Source organism: Streptomyces sp. NBC_01261 (assembly GCF_036226385.1).
In the GTDB taxonomy this organism is placed as follows: Bacteria; Actinomycetota; Actinomycetes; order Streptomycetales; family Streptomycetaceae; genus Streptomyces.
Genome location: NZ_CP108463.1, coordinates 6,187,570 through 6,203,461 on the forward strand (window position 1 = coordinate 6,187,570; position 15,892 = coordinate 6,203,461).

The window sequence follows — 15,892 nt, forward strand, 5'->3', positions numbered from 1 at the left end:
AGTGGGGAGTTGATCAGCCGACGAGGGTGAACCGTTAGAACGGGGGCTCTTCGGACGCCAGTTGCCGTAGCCACTTCGCGCTCTGTGTCGCGCCTGCCGCCCGCGTCTCGTCGGACGCCCCGGGGAAGTGCCGGCCCCACGAGACCGCGCGGCCGATGACGCCGAGCCGTCCCGCCAGAGTCAGCGCGCGGCGAAGGTCCTTGCCGGTAGGGCCAGTTCCTGTCCAGGGTTCCAAGTAGGCGTCCCGGAGGCGGGGCAGCGCATCGGGGCCGTAGCGCTCGGTGACCCGCCCCGCGGGGACCAGGAAACTGCAGAACGGGTGCGATACGGCCGCGTCGCCCCAGTCGAAGAAGGTGAAGCGGCCGGGCTCCGGGTTGAACAGCTGGCCGTCGTGCAGGTCGGAGTGGTCGAGGGAGTCGGGGATGCCCAAGTCGGCTAGTTCTGCTGCCCAGTTGAGCAGGCGCGGCCGTAGGGTGCGCAGGGTGGTGGGGTCGGTGTCGGGGGCGGGGTGTCGTAGCGGTGCCGGTGTTTTGTCGAGGACCGATCCGATGAACTCCACTGTCTCGTCGAAGACTTGGGGGAGGGTCGTGGTCCTCGCGCTGGGGACGCCGAGTTGTTCGAGGTCCTTGGTGTACGGGACGAGGGTGCGCTGCATCGTCGCGTACTGGCGCAGCGGTTCCTCCCAGGCGCGGGCGTCGGTGGGGGTGCGGTCGAGGACCTGCCGGAAGAGTTCGCCGCCGTCGGGGAGCAGGGACCAGCCTCGGTCGGCGTCGACGGCGAGGGGTTCCAGGACGTACTCCGGGACCCGGCGGGCGAGTGCGGCGGTGAGCGGTGCCTCGAAGGCGCTGGCGGGCGGATTGGCCTTCAGCCATACCGAGGTGGAGGTGGTGGCGCCGCCTTCCACGGGGATGCGGACCAGGACGGACCACGGGCGGAGACGTACGTTCCGGCGGGCTGTTCCGCTCTCGCGCAGGCCCCTCGCCGCGAGTTCGCGGGTGGCCCAGGCGAGGGCCTCGTTCCGCCAAGTCGCCTGGTCCCAGGGTGTTTTGGCGTTCTCGTACTGGCCTCGGTCCACGACCGTCGCTGTGTCGTCGTCGCCGTCGTCGTCGTGCATCGGCTCATTCCAGCAGCGGGGCTGCCCGGGATCCATCGTATTTCCGCGCGGTAGCGTGCCGATCATGGCGGACTGGGAGCTACGGCCCGCGTCGGCCGCCGATGCCGACGCGATCGCCGAGCTGCGTGCCGTCGTACTGCGCGACGATCTGGAACGGCTCGGGCGGTACGACGCGCGGCGGGTGCGGCAGCGGTTTCGGGACGGGTTCGAGCCGGGGTGGACCTGGGTGATCGAGGTGAGCGGGGCGTTCGCGGGGTGTGTGGCGCTACGGCCGGACGCGGACGCCCGTTGCCACTGGCTGGAGCATTTCTATGTGGGCGCGCCACACCAGGGGCGCGGGATCGGTTCCGGGGTGCTGGGGGAGCTGCTGGAACGGTGTGACCGGGGTGGGGGTGTCGTCGTACGGCTGAACGTGTTGCGAGGGAGTCCGGCTCGGCGGTTGTACGAGCGGTACGGGTTCGTCGTCGAGACGGAGGACTCGGTGGACGTGTTCATGGTGCGCGCGGCGAGCGGGCCGCGGACAGCCTCCTGAGCTGCGCCTTCGGCGTCCGGACCGGACCGGCCTGACATTCGCGGGGGCTGTGTCGTCGTACGGGTATGAACACAAGAATCCGGTACGTCAGCCTCGGTCTGCTGGCCGTGGTCGGCCTGTACACAGGGCTGTGGGCCTACTTCTCGCCGACGGGGTGGTACGCGAACTTCCCTGGGCTCGGGCTGAGTTGGTTGCCCCAGCTGGGTCCCTACAACGAGCACCTCGTCAAGGACGCGGGGGCGATGTTCCTCGCGCTGGCCTGTCTGACGGTCATCGCGCTGCGCCAGGTGCGGAACACCCGGCTGGTGCAGACGACGGGTGCGGTGTGGCTGGTCTTCAACGTGCTGCACTTCAGCTATCACGTGCGGCATCTCGACATGTACGGGACGCGTGACCAGGTGCTGAATGTCGTGTCCCTGGCCGCGTTGATGCTGTTGTCGGCGGTGTTGCTGGTGCCGGTGCCGGCGCGGTCCGAGCGGCAGGGTGACAACCGATGAAGGAGAGGGCCGGCATGCGGGTGGCGGTGGCGGGCGGTACCGGGCTGGTCGGGCGGTACGTGGTCGAGGAGTTGGTCGCGGCCGGGCGGGAACCGGTGGTGCTGAGCCGGTCGCGGGGTGTGGACCTGGTCGTGGGCGGCGCGGGGCTCGACGCGGCGCTGGCGGGTGTGGACGCGGTCGTCGACGTGAGCAACGTGACGACCACGAGCGCCCGGAAGTCGGTCGCGTTCTTCGAGGCCGTCGGGCGGAATCTGCTGGACGCGGGGGAGCGGGCCGGCGTACGGCATCACGTGGCGCTGTCGATCGTCGGCATCGACCGGGTCGGGCTCGGCTACTACCAGGGCAAACTCCGCCAGGAGGACGTGGTGCGGGGTGGGGCGGTGCCGTGGTCGGTGCTGCGGGCGACGCAGTTCCACGAGTTCGCTGGGCAGACCCTCGAACGGGTGCCGAAGCCGTTCGCCGTGGTGCCGCGGATGAGGACCCAGCCGGTCGCCGCGCGCGAGGTCGCGCAGCACCTGGTGAAGCTGGCGGTGGGTCCGGCTCAGGGCATGGCCCCGGACCTCGCCGGGCCACGCGTCGAGCAACTCGTCGACATGGTGCGGCGGTTGCTGCGGATTCGGGGGGAACGGCGGCTGGTGGTGCCGGTGCGGATGCCGGGTGCGGTGGGGGCGGCCATGACGGGGGACGGGCAGTTGCCGGTGGGGCGTGGGGTGCGGGGTCGGCAGACGTTTGACGAGTGGCTCGGCGAGCGGAATGTGGACGAGGGCGTGCGGGGTGTGAAGGAGGGCGTGCGGGGCGAGCGGGAATCGTCGGGCGGGCGGAAATCGCGGATCGTGCGGGATTCGCGGGACCCGCGGGACCCGCAGGGAGGGTGATTGTCGCGGTGCCGTCCAACTCGTCGTCCGGATTGTCGTCGGGATCGTCGTCGGGATCGGGCCAGGACCCGGCTACCCCGGCCATCCTGAACTCTCGGGACTCGCAGGGCGGGTGATCGTCGCCGTCCGGACCCGGCCAACCCAGCCAACCCGGCCACTCCGGCCACCCAGGCCATCGCGAACTCGCAGGATTTACAGGGAGGATGATCGTCGCCGTGGCGTCCAACTCGTCGTCTGACTCGTCGGCCGGATCGGGCCAGGGCCCGGCCACCCCGCCGGTCCCGGCCAACCCGGCCGTTCCGACGCTCGGTTCGCTCATGGCCGAGCGTCGTCGGTTGCTTAACCTCGGGTACCGGATGCTCGGTTCGGTGCAGGATGCCGAGGACGTCGTACAGGAGACGTACGTCCGTTGGTACGCGCTGTCCGAGGAGGGGCAGCGGGCGATCGACGCGCCGATGGCTTGGCTGACGCGGGTCGCGTCGCGGATCTGCCTGGACCAGTTGGGGTCGGCGCGGGCCCGGCGGGAGCGGTACACCGGTGAGTGGTTGCCGGAGCCGGTGCGGCACGGGGCCGGGTGGGTCAGTACGGGCGGGGCGGGCGCCGAGGATCCCGCCGACCGGATCACCCTCGACGAGTCGGTCAGCATGGGGATGCTGGTGGTGCTCGACTCGATAACTCCCGCGGAGCGCGTCGCCTTCGTCCTCCACGACGTCTTCGGCCTGCCGTTCACCGAGATCGCCGAGACGGTCGGTCGTACGCCGGCCGCCTGTCGCCAACTCGCCTCCTCCGCCCGCCGCCGCCTGGCCCACCGTCCGCCCGGCAGCGCCACGGCGGAGGAACACGGACGCGTCGTCTCGGCGTTCCGCGAGGCCTGCGAGACCGGGGACCTCGACGCGCTGGTCGCCCTGCTCGACCCGGCGGTCGAGTCGCGCAGCGACGGGGGCGGCAAGGTGCGGGCGGCCCTGCGTCCGGTCGTCGGCCGCGACAAGGTGGCTCGACTCTTCCTCGGCCTCATGCGGCGGGAACCCGAGGTGGAGCTTGTCGAGGACGACGTCAACGGGATGCCGGGGGTGGCGGTGCGGATCGGGGGGACCACGTTCGCCGTGCTTGCGGTGGGGGTGGGGGGTGGTGGGCTGATCTCCGATTTGTGGCTGGTGGTCAATCCGGACAAGTTGCGGGCGTGGAATGGGTACGGCGACGCTGAGACTCCGTGACGGCCTCGCTCGCCCTGGGTGCCGTCACTTTCGCGGTGCCACCGGTGCGGAGGTCACCCGCGGGATGTCGTCTCCGAGAGCCGTCTCATACGGCCGTATTCCCTTGCTGGTCATCGGAGTTGTCGTCGTCCGGGGCGGGGAGGAGCCTGCGCCGGGCCGCCTCCAGGCGTTCGCGGTGGTCCGGGGCGAAGATCTCGGGCAGCGACTTGTCGAGGGTGCCGGCGATGCGGTGAAGGGGTGCCCAGACCGCCGCGTCGTCGACGATCCGGCGGAGGTCTGTCATCTGAACCCGCTCCAGCCAGTCGGACAGGACCAGCGCCTGATCCGGGGTGAGTTCGATGACGATCTTCGGATTCTCCACCGTACGAACCTAGTTGGGCCCAGGTCCGTCGGCCAGGCCTTGTCAGAGGGGTCTGGCACAGTGCCCGCGTGGACATCGATACCTTCTGGGGTCTCATCGAGGAGTGCCGGCGGCAGGCGCGGGGCCGGGGTGAACGGCTCGGGTGGTTGCGCGGTGAGCTGTCGCGGCGGCCGGTGGCCGAGATCGTGGGGTTCCAGGTGTGCCTGGACGAGGTGACGTACGAGGCGTCCGCCCGGGAGCTGTGGGCGGCGGCGGAGCGGATCCTCGGTGGCCGGTGTTCGGACGACGGGTTCTGTTACTTCGGGTTGTGGATGGTGGGGCTCGGCCGGGATGTGTTCTCCCGGGCGGTGACCGGTCCCGATGCCCTGGCCGACGCCCCGGAGGTCCGGGAACTGGCCGCCCGCCCGCGGGAGTTGTGGCACGACGACTGGCCCGACTGGGAGTCGCTCGACTACGTCGCCATGGAGGCGTACGGGATCGCGACCGGCGTCGACGACGACGGCGACGCGTTCGATGACGCCGTCGAGGCGGAACGGGGTGAGGGGAACGGTGGTTCAGGGCCGCTCGGCGAACGTCGGGTCGTGCGCGGCGAGGGTGAGGCGCCGCGCGAGTTGCCGAGACTGAGCGCGATGTTTCCGGCGAGGCCGCGCTCAGGGTTGGTGCGGTGACGGGCTCGATCGGCGCGGTGCGGTGCTGGGTGTCGGGCGTTCGGCGGGCCGGGGTGCGGTCATGTCGAGCAGGAGCAGGGCGTCGTGGTCGGGGGTGCCGGGTTCGGCGGTGTAGACGCCGATGCGTTGGCCCGGGGTGCCTTCCACGTGCAGGGACTGGGAGGTGAGGGTGAGGGTGCCGACCTGGGGGTGCTGGAACGTCTTCTGGGTGGGCCTGCGGCCGGTCACTTCGTAGCGCTCCCACAGGCCCGCGAAGTCCGGGCTCTTGAGGAGGAGTTCACCTACGAGGTTGGTCAGGTCGGGGGCGTCGGGGGCCGTACCGGCGATGGCACGCAGCCGGGCGACGCAGCCGGTGATCTGCCGGTCCCAGTAGCCGGCGAACAGGTCGCGGGCCGCGGGGTGGAGGAAGAGGTAGCGGGCGAGGTTGCGCTGCTTGACCGGCCAGTCGTCGAGGCCCGGGTAGAGGGCGAGGCCGCCGGGGTTGTAGGCGAGCATGTCCATGCTGCGGCTGATGACGTAGGCCGGGTTCGGGCGGAGCGATTCGAGCAGCAGCCTGAGGTGGGGGCGCACGGTGCGGCTCGGGGCCGGGGGCGGTTCGGGGGCGTAGCGGGCGGCACGGGCGGCGAGTTCGCGCAGGTGCTGGTGCTCCTGGTCGTCCATGTGCAGGGCGCGGGCGAGCGCGTCGAGGACGGCGGGGCTGGGGCGGGTCTCCTTGCCGCGCTCCAGGCGTACGTAGTAGTCGATGCTGATGCCGGCGAGGGTGGCCAGCTCCTCGCGGCGCAGGCCGGGGGTGCGGCGGAGGCCGGTGCCGACGGTGAGGCCGACGTGTGCGGGGCTGGTCTGGGTGCGGCGGGCGCGCAGATAGCGGCCCAGCTCGGCGCCCTCGCTGTGTGCGCTCTCGGATGGCATGACTCCAGTCTCACCCGTACGGTCCGGGCCGCGCGGGTGCGTGAGGGGCCCTGCCGTTACCCCTGAAGAGCCCGCCCTGCCACACCGGCGTGATCCGGGCCAAGGTGGGTGAGGAAGACGCCGGTACCCCCGGTCCCCGCTCAGCCGCCGCAGGTATCACCGCAGGTACGACCTGCCGGGCCGGGCGAGAGCGGGGGTGGGTGAGGGTGCCGGGCGACGCCATGAACCGGAGAGGGCGCGATGCGGTACATCAAGCTGCGTGACGTGGAGGTTTCCCGGATCGGGCTGGGCGCCATGGGCATGTCCCACGGCTACACAGGCTCAGGCACCGACGACGCGGAGTCGATCCGGACCGTGCACCGGGCGCTGGAGCTGGGCGTCACGCTCATCGACACCGCCGAGATCTACGGCCCGTACACCAACGAGGAGTTGCTGGGCCGGGCGCTGAAGGGGCGCCGGGACCAGGTGGTGCTGGCGACGAAGTTCGGCATGGTCTCGCACGGCGGCGGAGGTGCCTGGAACGTGGACTCCGGCCCGGCGAACATCCGTACCGCCGTCGAGGGCTCGCTGAAGCGGCTGGGCACCGACCACATCGACCTGTACTACCAGCACCGGGTCGACCCGGACACGCCGATCGAGGAGACCGCCGGCGCCGTCGGCGAGCTGATCACCGCGGGCAAGGTGCGGGCCTTCGGGCTCTCCGAGGCCGGCCCGGACACCATCCGCCGCGCGCACGCCGTCCAGCCGGTCACCGCGGTGCAGTCGGAGTACTCGCTGTGGACGCGGGGGATCGAGGAGCGCGTCCTGCCCGTTCTGCGGGAGCTGAACATCGGCCTGGTGCCGTTCTCCCCGCTCGGGCGCGGCTTCCTGACCGGCACGGTCCGCTCCACCGACCAGTTCGACGCCACCGACTTCCGGCGGGACAACCCGCGTTTCTCCGGCGAGAACTTCGGGCGCAACCTCGCGATCGCCGACGAGGTGCAGGCCCTCGCCGCCGAGGTCGGTGCCACGCCCGCGCAGGTGGCGCTGGCCTGGCTGCTGGCCCAGGGCGACGACATCGCCCCGATCCCCGGCACCAAGCGGGTCGGCCGCGTCGAGGAGAACACCGCCGCCGACGCGCTCACGCTGACCCCCGAGCAGCTCGACCGGCTCGGCAGCCTGCCGCCCGCGGCCGGCGACACCCACACCGAGGCCCAGGCCCGGCTGCTCGAACGCTGATCACGTGGACCGACCGGCACGGGTCGTGTTGGAGCGGGCCCGTCATGCGTACGGCGGTGCGCGAACGCGGTTCAGCTGCACCGCACCGCACCGCACCGCTCCCCGCCCCACACACCCGCCGCCCCCGTCGAAGCAGGCCCGTGACGCGTACGGCGATGCGCGAGCGCTGATCCCCGAACCACCCGCACGACCCCCGTTTGGAGCAGACCCCCCATGCGTGCAGCAGTGATGTACGGAGCCGGAGACGTCCGTGTCGAGGACCGGCCCGACCCGACGATCGTGCGGCCGGCCGACGCCGTCGTACGCACCCTCGCCGCGTGCGTGTGCGGCAGCGACCTGTGGCCCTACGCGGCCATGCCCGCCACCGACACCGGCCGCCCCATGGGGCACGAGTTCCTCGGGGTCGTGGAGGAGACCGGCGCGGACGTGACCGGGCTGACGGCGGGTGACCTGGTCGTCGCCCCGTTCACCTACAGCGACAACACCTGCGACTACTGCGCCAAGGGGCTGCAGATCTCCTGCCGCAACGGCGGCCGGTACGGCTTCGACGGCGTCGACGGCGGGCAGGGCGAGGCCGTTCGCGTCCCGTACGCCGACGGCACCCTGGTGAAGCTGCCGGTGGCCGCCGACTCCGCGCTGCTGCCGTCGCTGCTGGCACTGTCGGACGTGATGACCACCGGCCACCACGGCGCGGTCACCACAGGCGTCGGCCGCGGCGACGCGGTGCTGGTCGTCGGGGACGGCGCGGTCGGCCTGTGCGCGGTGATCGCCGCCAAGCGGCTCGGCGCCGAACGGATCGTGCTCGCCGGCCGGCACGGTGCGCGCACCGACCTGGGCCGCGCCTTCGGCGCCACCGACGTCGTCGCCGAGCGCGGCGACGAAGGCATCGCCCGCATCCGCGAGTTGACCGGCGGTGTGGACAAGGTGATCGAGGCGGTCGGCACCCGGCAGGCTCTCGACACCGCCCTGGGCGCGGTCCTGGACGGCGGCACCATCAGCCGCCTCGGTTTCCCGCAGTACGAGCAGGGACCGCTCGGCCCGGCCGGGTTCATGCGCAACCTCACCCTGACCGGCGGCGCCAGCCCGGCCCGCGCCTACATCGAGCAGCTGCTGCCCGACGTCCTCGACGGCACGATCACCCCGGGCCGTGTCTTCGACCAGGAGTTCGCCCTCGACCGTACGCCGGACGCCTACCGGGGCATGGCCGACCGCCGGGTCCTGAAGGCCCTCGTCCGCCCCTGAAACCCCGCCCGTACACGACGCACGACGGCTGCGGCTCGTCGATCGAGCCGCAGCCGTCGCCGTCCGAAGTGGTCTGTCATCCGATGCCTGACGCCTTGGTGAACCGCGTCACCAGGGAGACGAACCGGCCGGAGTCCTGGACGAGCATCGCGTGGCCGGCGTCAGGGAACATGACCAGCTCGGCGTGCTTGGCCCGCTGAGTGATGATGCTCGCGTTCCGGGGCGGGGTGATCTTGTCGAGGGAGCCGTTGGTGATCAGCATCGGGATGGTGCTGTCGGGGAGCTTGTCCCAGGTGCCCTCGAAGGACCCGTACGCCTGCCCGGCCTGGTATTGACGCAGCAGCGTCTCGTCGCTGACCTTCTCGGGCGGGATCAGACCGAGCTGCTCGATGTACGCGGCCCGCGCGGCGGTGGCGTCGGCGGGGAAGAGCAGGTCCATCATCTGCGGCCCCGTGGTCTTGGGGCTGTTGAGCTCCTTGGCCACGGCGGGCGGCGTGTTGACGGCCTCGCTGCCGCCGAGGTCGCCGCCGGTACTCACGAGCGCGCTGATCGCACCCGGGTGGAGCGCGGCGACGGTCAGGCCGATCTCGCCGCCCATCGACCAGCCGAGCAGGGCGGGGTGTCGTAGACCCAGCGCCTTGATCAGACCGGCGGTGTCGTCCGCCATGAGCGGAATGGTGTCGGGGACCGAGGTGTCGTCGGTCGTGTGGCCGACGCCGCGGTTGTCGAAGATCGTGACGTGGTAGTGGCGGCCGAGCCGGCTCAGCAGGTCGGCCGTCCAGTCGCTCATGGTGCCGGTGTCGCCCATGACCATGATGAGGTCGGGGCCGGAGCCGAACTGGCGGTAGCCGATCCTGATGCCGTTGACCGGGATCCGGCGCACCGGTCCGAGGAACGCGCCCCGCCCGCTCGGGGTGGAGTTCGGGACGATGGTCGACGCCGCCTTGGTAGCGGTGACGGCCGTGGCCCGCGTGCTCGGCCTGGTGCTCGAAGCGCCGGTCGCCTGCCCGCCTCCGGACGAGCAGGCGACCGCTCCGAGGGCCACGGTGGCGACGGCCACGGCCAGCCGGGGCAGGGTGCGGGCACGCGGCGTGCGGTGCGATGCGGACATGAGGTACCTCCGTGCTGGTCATGCGCGGGTGGGGTGTTGAGCGGGATGAGAGGCGGGTTCGGTGCGCGGGTCGAGCGCCGTGCCGTGGGCTGTTCCGCGGGCTGTTCCGCGGCTCAGACGTAGGCGCCCGGGCGGTGGGCCGGCTTGTTCGCGTCGCGGTCGGCCCGTGCCTGGAGCAGTTGGCCGCGGATGACGATCGTGCCCAGGCGGACGACGACCTCGCCGACCGCCATCAGGAGCAGGGCGACGACCCAGGCCTGGCCGCTGGTGATGGTGTGCGCGGCGGAGAAGCTGGTCACGTGCGCGGCGCCGGAGGGGTGCGTGGACCACACCGCGAAGCCCAGGCGGAAGCCCATGCTGATGATCCAGAGTGCGGCCGCGCCGCTGGAGGCCTTGATCAGCACGTGCCCGTCGGCGTGCCGGACCCGGGTGAGCAGACCGCCGGCGAGGCCGAAGACGATCCCGGTGGCCGCGAAGATCACGGCGAGCGGCACGTCGTTGCCGGCGGTCGGGATGTCGGTCAGGTAGTTGCCGGCGGCCCAGGTGATCATGCCGAGCGGGAGCAGGATGGTGCGGGTGGTCAGCCGCTCCTCGCGCAGCTGGCGAAGAACGATGAGCAGGAGCGCGATGTCGATGAACCAGTCGGTCGTTGTCATGGGTATGAGCATTCGCCGATGCGCCCCGAACTCCTTCAACCCAGGGGTGTAACCCGGGTTGAGGTCCGCGCCGTTACCGCTCGGTGTTGTCGACCAGGCCGAAGCGCCAGGCCCAGGCGATCAGCGCGCCGCGATCCTCCAGCGCCAGCTTGGCCAGGACGTGGTTGAGGTGCGTTTTCACCGTCGCCAGGCTGACGACCATCTCGCGCGCCACCTGCCGGTTGTTCAGCCCCTTCGCCAGGAGCCGTACGACGTCGACCTCCCGCCTGGTCAGCCCCTCGGCCTCGGGAGGAAGCGTGGCCGGCGAGGACGCGGGCGCGGCGGCGGGCGCCTTGGGCTCCGTCACGACGAGCTGCACGAGCCGTCGCTGCACGGCCGGGTCGAGGACGGTCCGACCGGCCGCCACCTCCCGGACCGCGGCCAGCACCGCCTCGCCGGTCGCGTCCTTGGTCAGGTAGCCGAGTGCGCCGGCCCGCAGCGCGGGCATCACCGCGTCGTCGTCGGCGAACGTCGTCAGGATCAGCACCTGTGTCCCGATGCCCGCCGCCAGTATCCCGGCCGTCACCTGCGTGCCGTCCAGCCCCGGCATCCGCAGGTCTACGAGGGCCACGTCGGGCCGCTCCGCCACGGCGAGCCGTACGGCCTCGTTCCCGTCGCCGGCCTGCCCGACCACCTCGATGTCCGGCGCCGAGGTCAGCAGCAGCACCACCCCGTCCCGCACCACCGCCTGGTCGTCCGCGACCAGCACCCGAATCGTCACGCGTCCGCCTTCCCGTCTGCCGTCATGCCACCGGCGTTGGTGCCGCCTGCGACAGTGCCGCCCGCTGCGGCACCATCCTCGGAAGCGGTGTCCGCCGCGGCGCCGGCGTCCTCCACGACCGGTACACGGAGCGCGATCCGCCAGCCCGGTCCCTCGGGCGCGGGACCGGCGGTCAACGAGCCGCCGACGGCCTCGATCCGCTCGGCCATGCCGCGCAGCCCCGTGCCACTGCCCTGTACTCCCGACGGGCCGCGACCGGCCGGCAGCCCACTGTCCCGTACGACGGCGCGCAGCTCGGAGCCCTCCCACACCAGGTCCACGTCGATGACACTTCCGGTCGCGTACCGCGCCGCGTTCGTCATGGCCTCCTGCACCGCCCGGTACACCGCGTGCCCGGCCTCGGGTGTGAGCCGACCGGTCCGGCCGCTGACGCGCAGCCGCGCCTCGCCCGGAAAACCCCTGGTCAGGCCGTCGATATCGGCCACGCCCCGGAGCGGTACGGAACGCAGCGCACCCACCGCCGCGCGGGCCTCCTGCACTCCGTCGCGGGCGAGTTCGGCGGCGCGGTCCAGCGGCCCGGTCAGCGTCGCCGGAGCACCGTCACGCCGCGCGATCGCCCTGACCGCCTGCAACTGCATGGAGAGTCCGGCGAGGCTGTGCGCGAGCACGTCGTGCATCTCGTGGGCGATCCGCCTGCGTTCCTCAAGGGCCGCCGCCTCCTGCCGGGCCGCGCGGGACGCCTCCACTTCGGCCAGCAGCGCGACCGCGCGGTCCCGTTCGGCCTGGAGCGCGGCGTGCTCGATCGAACGGTCGGCGAGCAGCCACACGCCGACGGCCGACAGCAGGCCGGCCACGCTGCCGAAGATCACCATGACCGCGACGCCGAAGCCGACCGCCAGCAGTGCGACGCAGGCGTTGCGCACCGGCCCGGCCGGGATGCACATCGGCAGCACGGCGGCGGCGGCCAGCACGGGAACCTCGCCGAGCCCGTTGGGCACGAGGGCCATGACGGCGAAGCCGGTCCCGATGGTCAGCGCGACGCCGAACCAGGTAAGCGGCGTCGGCAGGGCCCGGCCACTGAGCACCATGCCCAGCTCCGCGCAGAGCCCGAGCACGGCGACGACGACCTTCAGCGCCGTCCCGTCGGCCGCGATCACCGAGACCACCACGCAGGCGATCAGCGCGCCCGCGCCGATCACGTCACCACGCTCGAAGATCCGGCGGCGGCCGGGACCGGCCGCGGACCGGACCCTGTCGGGCCACATACTCACCATTCCCGCGCTCCGTTCGCCATCGCCCGGCTCCCGCCGTCCGCGCACCGCGCGTCCCCCACGTGACCACGGCTGTGTCGGGCCCGACCGACACGGTGCGCCCACGGCCGGCGGCGCACGGCGGCGAGCATATACGTGGCGTCGACACGTGCCTCGCCGCGCTCGGTCACCCGCCCCGAACGTGGCATGGCGCACTTTTGCAAGCAGGTGCTTGCAATAGTTAGCGCGGGTGGTGCAAGGTGGAGGCATGGCAACGCTCAACGTCGGCAATCTCGGGGAGTATCTGCGTGAGCAGCGGCGCACCGCGCAGCTGTCTCTGCGGCAGCTCGCCGATGCCGCCGGGGTGTCGAATCCGTATCTGAGCCAGATCGAGCGCGGGCTGCGCAAGCCGAGCGCGGAGGTGTTGCAGCAGGTCGCCAAGGCGCTGCGGATCTCCGCCGAGACGCTGTACGTGCGCGCCGGCATCCTCGACGCCGAGCGGGACCGGGACGAGGTCGAGACGCGTGCCGTCATCCTCGCCGATCCCACGCTCACCGAACGGCAGAAGCAGGTGCTGCTTCAGATCTACGAGTCCTTCCGCAAGGAGAACGGGTTCGAGATCGCCGACGGGAGCGAGGACGGCGGCAGTAGCGGTAGCAGTAGCAGTACCCCCGGCGTGGCCGATGTCGGCGACGGTGGCGACGGCGGCGACGGTGCCGCGCCGCACGAGACCGCCGGTTGACCCGCGGACGTACACACCACACAACCCTCAGCTGATAGCAACCGGGAGGACCATCACCATGGCCATCACCGATGACCTGCGCAAGACCCTGAGCGACCCCACCCCCCTCTACTTCGCCGCCGGCACCGCCGACCTGGCGCTCCAGCAGGCCAAGAAGGTTCCCGGCCTGGTCGAGCAGCTCCGTGCCGAGGCGCCGGCCCGGATCGACGCCGTGCGCGGCACCGACCCGAAGGCCGTGCAGGAGAAGGCCGCCACCCGTGCCAAGGAGGCCGGTGCCAAGGCCAAGGGAGCGCAGGAGAACCTGCAGACCAAGGTCAACGAGTTCATCACCAGCCTCGACGGCGACCTCAAGAAGCTCAGCAGCACCTTCGACGCCGACCTGAAGAAGTTCGGCGAGTCCGCCCAGGACTTCGCGCTGCGCGGTGTCGGCGTCGCCGCCGAGTACGCCGTCAAGGCCCGCGAGGCGTACGAGAAGGTCGCCGAGCACGGCGAGCAGGCCGTGAAGACCTGGCGCGGCGAGGCCGCCGACGAGATCGAGGAGCTGGCCGTCGCGGTCGAGCCCGACCCCGCACCGGTGGCCGAGCCCGTCGTGGTGAAGGCCGAGACCCCGGCCCCGGCCGCTCCGGCGAAGAAGCCCGCCGCGGCCGCGAAGAAGGCCCCGGCCCGCAAGACCACCGCCAAGAAGACGACTCCGCCCGCGAAGTGACACGTACGGGTGATCGGTAACGGGTCGGGCACTCCATGAGTGCCCGGCCCGTTCTTCGGGTACCGGGAATCCCGTTGCGGGTACGGTGACCGCGTAGGAACTAGCCGAGTCTGGTGGTGGACGTAGTGCTGATGCAGGGCTTCGCAGGGTTCATGTGGCTGTTGAGCACCGCCCTGATCATTTTCAGCGGCTTCGCACTCGTCGACGCCGCCACGCGTCGCGAGGACGCCTACCGCGCGGCGGACAAGAAGACCAAGCCGTTCTGGCTGATCGTCCTCGGGATCGCCTTCGTGGTGAACCTGATCTTCAACATCCTGTCGTTCCTGCCGATCATCGGCCTCGTCGCGACCATCGTGTACATGGTCGACGTGCGCCCGGCCCTCCGCGGCCTCCCCGGCGGCGGCCGAAGCCGCAGAGGCGGCTCCAGCAGCGACGGCCCCTACGGCCCGTACAACGGCGGCCGCTGAAGCCGTACGGCAACCACCGCACCGCACCGGACCGGTCGCCCCGCTCGCTACGGAGCTACGGCGCCCGGTCCAGCATCACTACCGCCACGTCGTCCGTCAGCTCGCCGCCGTTGAGGTCGCGGACCTCGTTGACCGCGGCCCGGAGCAGTTCCTCGCCCCGCAGGCCCTCGGCGAGTTGGCGGCGGACCATGGCCACCATGCCGTCCTGGCCGAGCCGTTCGCGGCGGCCCTCACCGATCCGGCCCTCGATCAGGCCGTCGGTGTAGAGCATCAGGCTCCACTCCGCGCCCAGTTCGACCTGCATCCGGGGCCAGCGTGCGCCGGGGAGCAGACCGAGGGCGGGGCCGTTGTTGTCGTAGGGGAGCAGTTCGGCGGGGCGGCCGGGGCGGGCCAGCAGCGGAGACGGGTGGCCGGCCAGGCAGAGGCCCGCGCGGCGGCCGTCGGGGGCGATGTCGACCGTGCAGAGTGTCGCGAAGATCTCGTCGTCGGAGCGCTCGTGCTCCAGGACCTGTTGCAGCGTGCCGAGCAGCTGGTCGCCGCAGAGACCCGCCAGGGTCAACGCGCGCCAGGCGATGCGGAGTTCGACGCCGAGCGCGGCCTCGTCGGGGCCGTGACCGCAGACGTCGCCGATCATCGCGTGCACGGTGCCGTCGGGGGTGCGCACGGTGTCGTAGAAGTCGCCGCCGAGCAGCGCGCGGGAGCGGCCGGGGCGGTAGCGGGCGGCGAAGCGCAGCGGGGAGCCCTCCAGGAGGGGGGTGGGCAGCAGGCCGCGTTCGAGGCGGGCGTTCTCCTGGGCGCGCAGCTTGGACTCGGTGAGCTTGCGCTCGGCGCGGTCGGAACGTTTCCGCGCCACCGCGTAGCGGATCGCGCGGCTGAGCAGCCGGCCGTCCAGCTCGTCGCGGAAGAGATAGTCCTGGGCGCCCACGCGGACCGCCTCGGCGCCGCGCTCGGTGTCGCCGGACGCGGTGAGGGCGAGGACGGCGTGGTGCGGCGCGAGCCGCAGGACGTGCTTGAGCACGGCCAGCTCGTCGTCGGTGCCGTCCCCGGCCCGGGCGGGGGCGGGCAGCGCGAGGTCCAGCAGGATGCAGTGGACGTCGTCCGTGAGCAGCCGCTCGGCCTCGGTGAGGTTGCGGGCGGTGCGGACCCGGATCGGCTTGCCGGTCGGGTCGACCAGCTCGGGCACGACCGGCGAACCGCCGGGGTCGTCCTCGATCATCAGCAGGGTGAGGTGACCGGGCGGGGTGCCGTGGGCAGGGGCCTGGGCAGCGCTCGGCGCGGCGTCGGCCGGGCGGTCGTCCGCCTTGCCGTCGTCGGCCGTGCCCTGCGGGCGCGGAGCCTCCGTGACGTCGGAGACGGCTTCGGACACGGCTCCGGGCACCGCCGTGGAGGCGGCTGCGGAGCTGTCCCCGGTGATGCCTCCGGAACTGTCTCCGGAGGGGCCGCCGATCGCGGGCCCGGTCTGCGCCTGACCACTTTCCGCGGCCGGGACGGCTCTCTGCCGCGGTATGGGTGCGGGCATCGTCCTGGTTCCTTCCCTCCCCCCGAGGGCACGGCGGAGCGAGGGACCTCG

Annotated in this window: 18 protein-coding genes; 10 read left to right on the plus strand and 8 right to left on the minus strand. The window is 72.0% G+C overall.

Features of this window, described 5'->3' with window-relative positions; genetic code table 11:
- Positions 1 to 34: 34 nt before the first annotated feature.
- Entirely contained in the window at positions 35 to 1,114 is a 1,080-nt protein-coding gene (locus OG226_RS27485) for an aminoglycoside phosphotransferase family protein (protein WP_329350301.1), read from the minus strand.
- Positions 1,115 to 1,178: 64 nt separating this feature from the next.
- On the opposite strand from OG226_RS27485, the gene OG226_RS27490 reads away from it, so the two are divergent.
- The 4 genes from OG226_RS27490 to sigJ all read left to right on the plus strand — a co-directional run bounded on the left by OG226_RS27490 (position 1,179) and on the right by sigJ (position 4,232).
- Positions 1,179 to 1,646, plus strand: coding sequence for a GNAT family N-acetyltransferase (locus tag OG226_RS27490; protein ID WP_329350303.1), 468 nt, complete (start codon positions 1,179 to 1,181; stop codon positions 1,644 to 1,646).
- A gap of 65 nt (positions 1,647 to 1,711) precedes the next feature.
- Positions 1,712 to 2,143, plus strand: coding sequence for a hypothetical protein (locus tag OG226_RS27495; protein ID WP_329350305.1), 432 nt, complete (start codon positions 1,712 to 1,714; stop codon positions 2,141 to 2,143).
- A complete protein-coding gene (locus OG226_RS27500; RefSeq protein WP_329350307.1) occupies positions 2,140 to 3,018 on the plus strand; it encodes an SDR family oxidoreductase in 879 nt (292 codons plus the stop codon). The genes OG226_RS27495 and OG226_RS27500 overlap by 4 nt, the downstream gene beginning before the upstream one ends.
- A gap of 317 nt (positions 3,019 to 3,335) precedes the next feature.
- The gene (gene sigJ / locus OG226_RS27505; RefSeq protein ID WP_329353530.1) at positions 3,336 to 4,232 is read left to right on the plus strand and encodes an RNA polymerase sigma factor SigJ; all 897 of its coding nucleotides are present in this window, start codon (positions 3,336 to 3,338) and stop codon (positions 4,230 to 4,232) included.
- An 85-nt stretch (positions 4,233 to 4,317) separates the two neighbouring features.
- On the opposite strand, the gene OG226_RS27510 is transcribed toward sigJ, so the two are convergent.
- On the minus strand, positions 4,318 to 4,593 hold the full coding sequence (locus OG226_RS27510) for a hypothetical protein (protein ID WP_328682150.1): 276 nt from the start codon (positions 4,591 to 4,593) through the stop codon (positions 4,318 to 4,320).
- A 68-nt stretch (positions 4,594 to 4,661) separates the two neighbouring features.
- Here OG226_RS27510 and OG226_RS27515 point away from each other — a divergent pair, with 68 nt between their 5' ends.
- Positions 4,662 to 5,261, plus strand: a complete 600-nt coding sequence (locus tag OG226_RS27515) for a DUF4240 domain-containing protein (RefSeq protein ID WP_328682151.1) — start codon at positions 4,662 to 4,664, stop codon at positions 5,259 to 5,261.
- Here the strand turns inward: OG226_RS27515 and OG226_RS27520 are convergent.
- Positions 5,244 to 6,170, minus strand: a complete 927-nt coding sequence (locus tag OG226_RS27520) for a helix-turn-helix transcriptional regulator (protein WP_328682153.1) — start codon at positions 6,168 to 6,170, stop codon at positions 5,244 to 5,246. The two genes, OG226_RS27515 and OG226_RS27520, sit on opposite strands and share 18 nt — an antisense overlap.
- Positions 6,171 to 6,410: 240 nt before the next feature.
- Here OG226_RS27520 and OG226_RS27525 point away from each other — a divergent pair, with 240 nt between their 5' ends.
- Both OG226_RS27525 and OG226_RS27530 read left to right on the plus strand, forming a co-directional pair.
- On the plus strand, positions 6,411 to 7,388 hold the full coding sequence (locus tag OG226_RS27525) for an aldo/keto reductase (protein ID WP_328682156.1): 978 nt from the start codon (positions 6,411 to 6,413) through the stop codon (positions 7,386 to 7,388).
- Between the two features lie 213 nt (positions 7,389 to 7,601).
- Positions 7,602 to 8,630 (plus strand): zinc-binding dehydrogenase, encoded by a 1,029-nt coding sequence (locus tag OG226_RS27530; protein WP_328682158.1) that lies wholly within the window; start codon positions 7,602 to 7,604, stop codon positions 8,628 to 8,630.
- 76 nt (positions 8,631 to 8,706) lie between these two features.
- On the opposite strand, the gene OG226_RS27535 is transcribed toward OG226_RS27530, so the two are convergent.
- The 4 genes from OG226_RS27535 to OG226_RS27550 form a co-directional block, all read right to left on the minus strand.
- Entirely contained in the window at positions 8,707 to 9,741 is a 1,035-nt protein-coding gene (locus OG226_RS27535; protein ID WP_328682160.1) for an alpha/beta fold hydrolase, read from the minus strand.
- A 113-nt stretch (positions 9,742 to 9,854) separates the two neighbouring features.
- Positions 9,855 to 10,397 carry a hypothetical protein gene (locus OG226_RS27540; protein ID WP_328682162.1) on the minus strand — a complete coding sequence of 181 codons (543 nt, stop codon included), beginning with the start codon at positions 10,395 to 10,397 and terminating at the stop codon, positions 9,855 to 9,857.
- Positions 10,398 to 10,470: 73 nt separating this feature from the next.
- A complete protein-coding gene (locus tag OG226_RS27545; protein ID WP_328682164.1) occupies positions 10,471 to 11,157 on the minus strand; it encodes a response regulator transcription factor in 687 nt (228 codons plus the stop codon).
- Positions 11,154 to 12,431, minus strand: coding sequence for a sensor histidine kinase (locus OG226_RS27550; protein ID WP_329350309.1), 1,278 nt, complete (start codon positions 12,429 to 12,431; stop codon positions 11,154 to 11,156). Before OG226_RS27550 ends, OG226_RS27545 begins: the two co-directional genes overlap by 4 nt.
- A 244-nt stretch (positions 12,432 to 12,675) precedes the next feature.
- Here OG226_RS27550 and OG226_RS27555 point away from each other — a divergent pair, with 244 nt between their 5' ends.
- From OG226_RS27555 to OG226_RS27565, 3 genes are all read left to right on the plus strand, one after another.
- A complete protein-coding gene (locus tag OG226_RS27555) occupies positions 12,676 to 13,149 on the plus strand; it encodes a helix-turn-helix domain-containing protein (RefSeq protein WP_329350311.1) in 474 nt (157 codons plus the stop codon).
- A 58-nt stretch (positions 13,150 to 13,207) separates the two neighbouring features.
- The gene (locus OG226_RS27560; protein ID WP_329350312.1) at positions 13,208 to 13,855 is read left to right on the plus strand and encodes a hypothetical protein; all 648 of its coding nucleotides are present in this window, start codon (positions 13,208 to 13,210) and stop codon (positions 13,853 to 13,855) included.
- Positions 13,856 to 13,986: 131 nt separating this feature from the next.
- Positions 13,987 to 14,322, plus strand: coding sequence for a DUF2516 family protein (locus tag OG226_RS27565; RefSeq protein ID WP_327407202.1), 336 nt, complete (start codon positions 13,987 to 13,989; stop codon positions 14,320 to 14,322).
- Positions 14,323 to 14,377: 55 nt separating this feature from the next.
- Here the strand turns inward: OG226_RS27565 and OG226_RS27570 are convergent, their stop codons facing one another.
- On the minus strand, positions 14,378 to 15,841 hold the full coding sequence (locus OG226_RS27570; RefSeq protein WP_329350313.1) for a PP2C family protein-serine/threonine phosphatase: 1,464 nt from the start codon (positions 15,839 to 15,841) through the stop codon (positions 14,378 to 14,380).
- Positions 15,842 to 15,892 lie beyond the last annotated feature (51 nt).

Coding starts and splice junctions, on each gene's coding strand:
- OG226_RS27570 (WP_329350313.1), bottom strand. CDS start 15,841: ATGCCCGCACCCATACCGCGGCAGAGAGCCGTCCCGGCCGCGGAAAGT.
- OG226_RS27555 (WP_329350311.1), top strand. CDS start 12,676: ATGGCAACGCTCAACGTCGGCAATCTCGGGGAGTATCTGCGTGAGCAG.
- OG226_RS27530 (WP_328682158.1), top strand. CDS start 7,602: ATGCGTGCAGCAGTGATGTACGGAGCCGGAGACGTCCGTGTCGAGGAC.
- OG226_RS27565 (WP_327407202.1), top strand. CDS start 13,987: ATGCAGGGCTTCGCAGGGTTCATGTGGCTGTTGAGCACCGCCCTGATC.
- OG226_RS27560 (WP_329350312.1), top strand. CDS start 13,208: ATGGCCATCACCGATGACCTGCGCAAGACCCTGAGCGACCCCACCCCC.
- OG226_RS27495 (WP_329350305.1), top strand. CDS start 1,712: ATGAACACAAGAATCCGGTACGTCAGCCTCGGTCTGCTGGCCGTGGTC.
- OG226_RS27500 (WP_329350307.1), top strand. CDS start 2,140: ATGAAGGAGAGGGCCGGCATGCGGGTGGCGGTGGCGGGCGGTACCGGG.
- sigJ (WP_329353530.1), top strand. CDS start 3,336: ATGGCCGAGCGTCGTCGGTTGCTTAACCTCGGGTACCGGATGCTCGGT.
- OG226_RS27520 (WP_328682153.1), bottom strand. CDS start 6,170: ATGCCATCCGAGAGCGCACACAGCGAGGGCGCCGAGCTGGGCCGCTAT.
- OG226_RS27535 (WP_328682160.1), bottom strand. CDS start 9,741: ATGTCCGCATCGCACCGCACGCCGCGTGCCCGCACCCTGCCCCGGCTG.
- OG226_RS27490 (WP_329350303.1), top strand. CDS start 1,179: ATGGCGGACTGGGAGCTACGGCCCGCGTCGGCCGCCGATGCCGACGCG.
- OG226_RS27550 (WP_329350309.1), bottom strand. CDS start 12,431: ATGGTGAGTATGTGGCCCGACAGGGTCCGGTCCGCGGCCGGTCCCGGC.
- OG226_RS27540 (WP_328682162.1), bottom strand. CDS start 10,397: ATGACAACGACCGACTGGTTCATCGACATCGCGCTCCTGCTCATCGTT.
- OG226_RS27485 (WP_329350301.1), bottom strand. CDS start 1,114: ATGCACGACGACGACGGCGACGACGACACAGCGACGGTCGTGGACCGA.
- OG226_RS27525 (WP_328682156.1), top strand. CDS start 6,411: ATGCGGTACATCAAGCTGCGTGACGTGGAGGTTTCCCGGATCGGGCTG.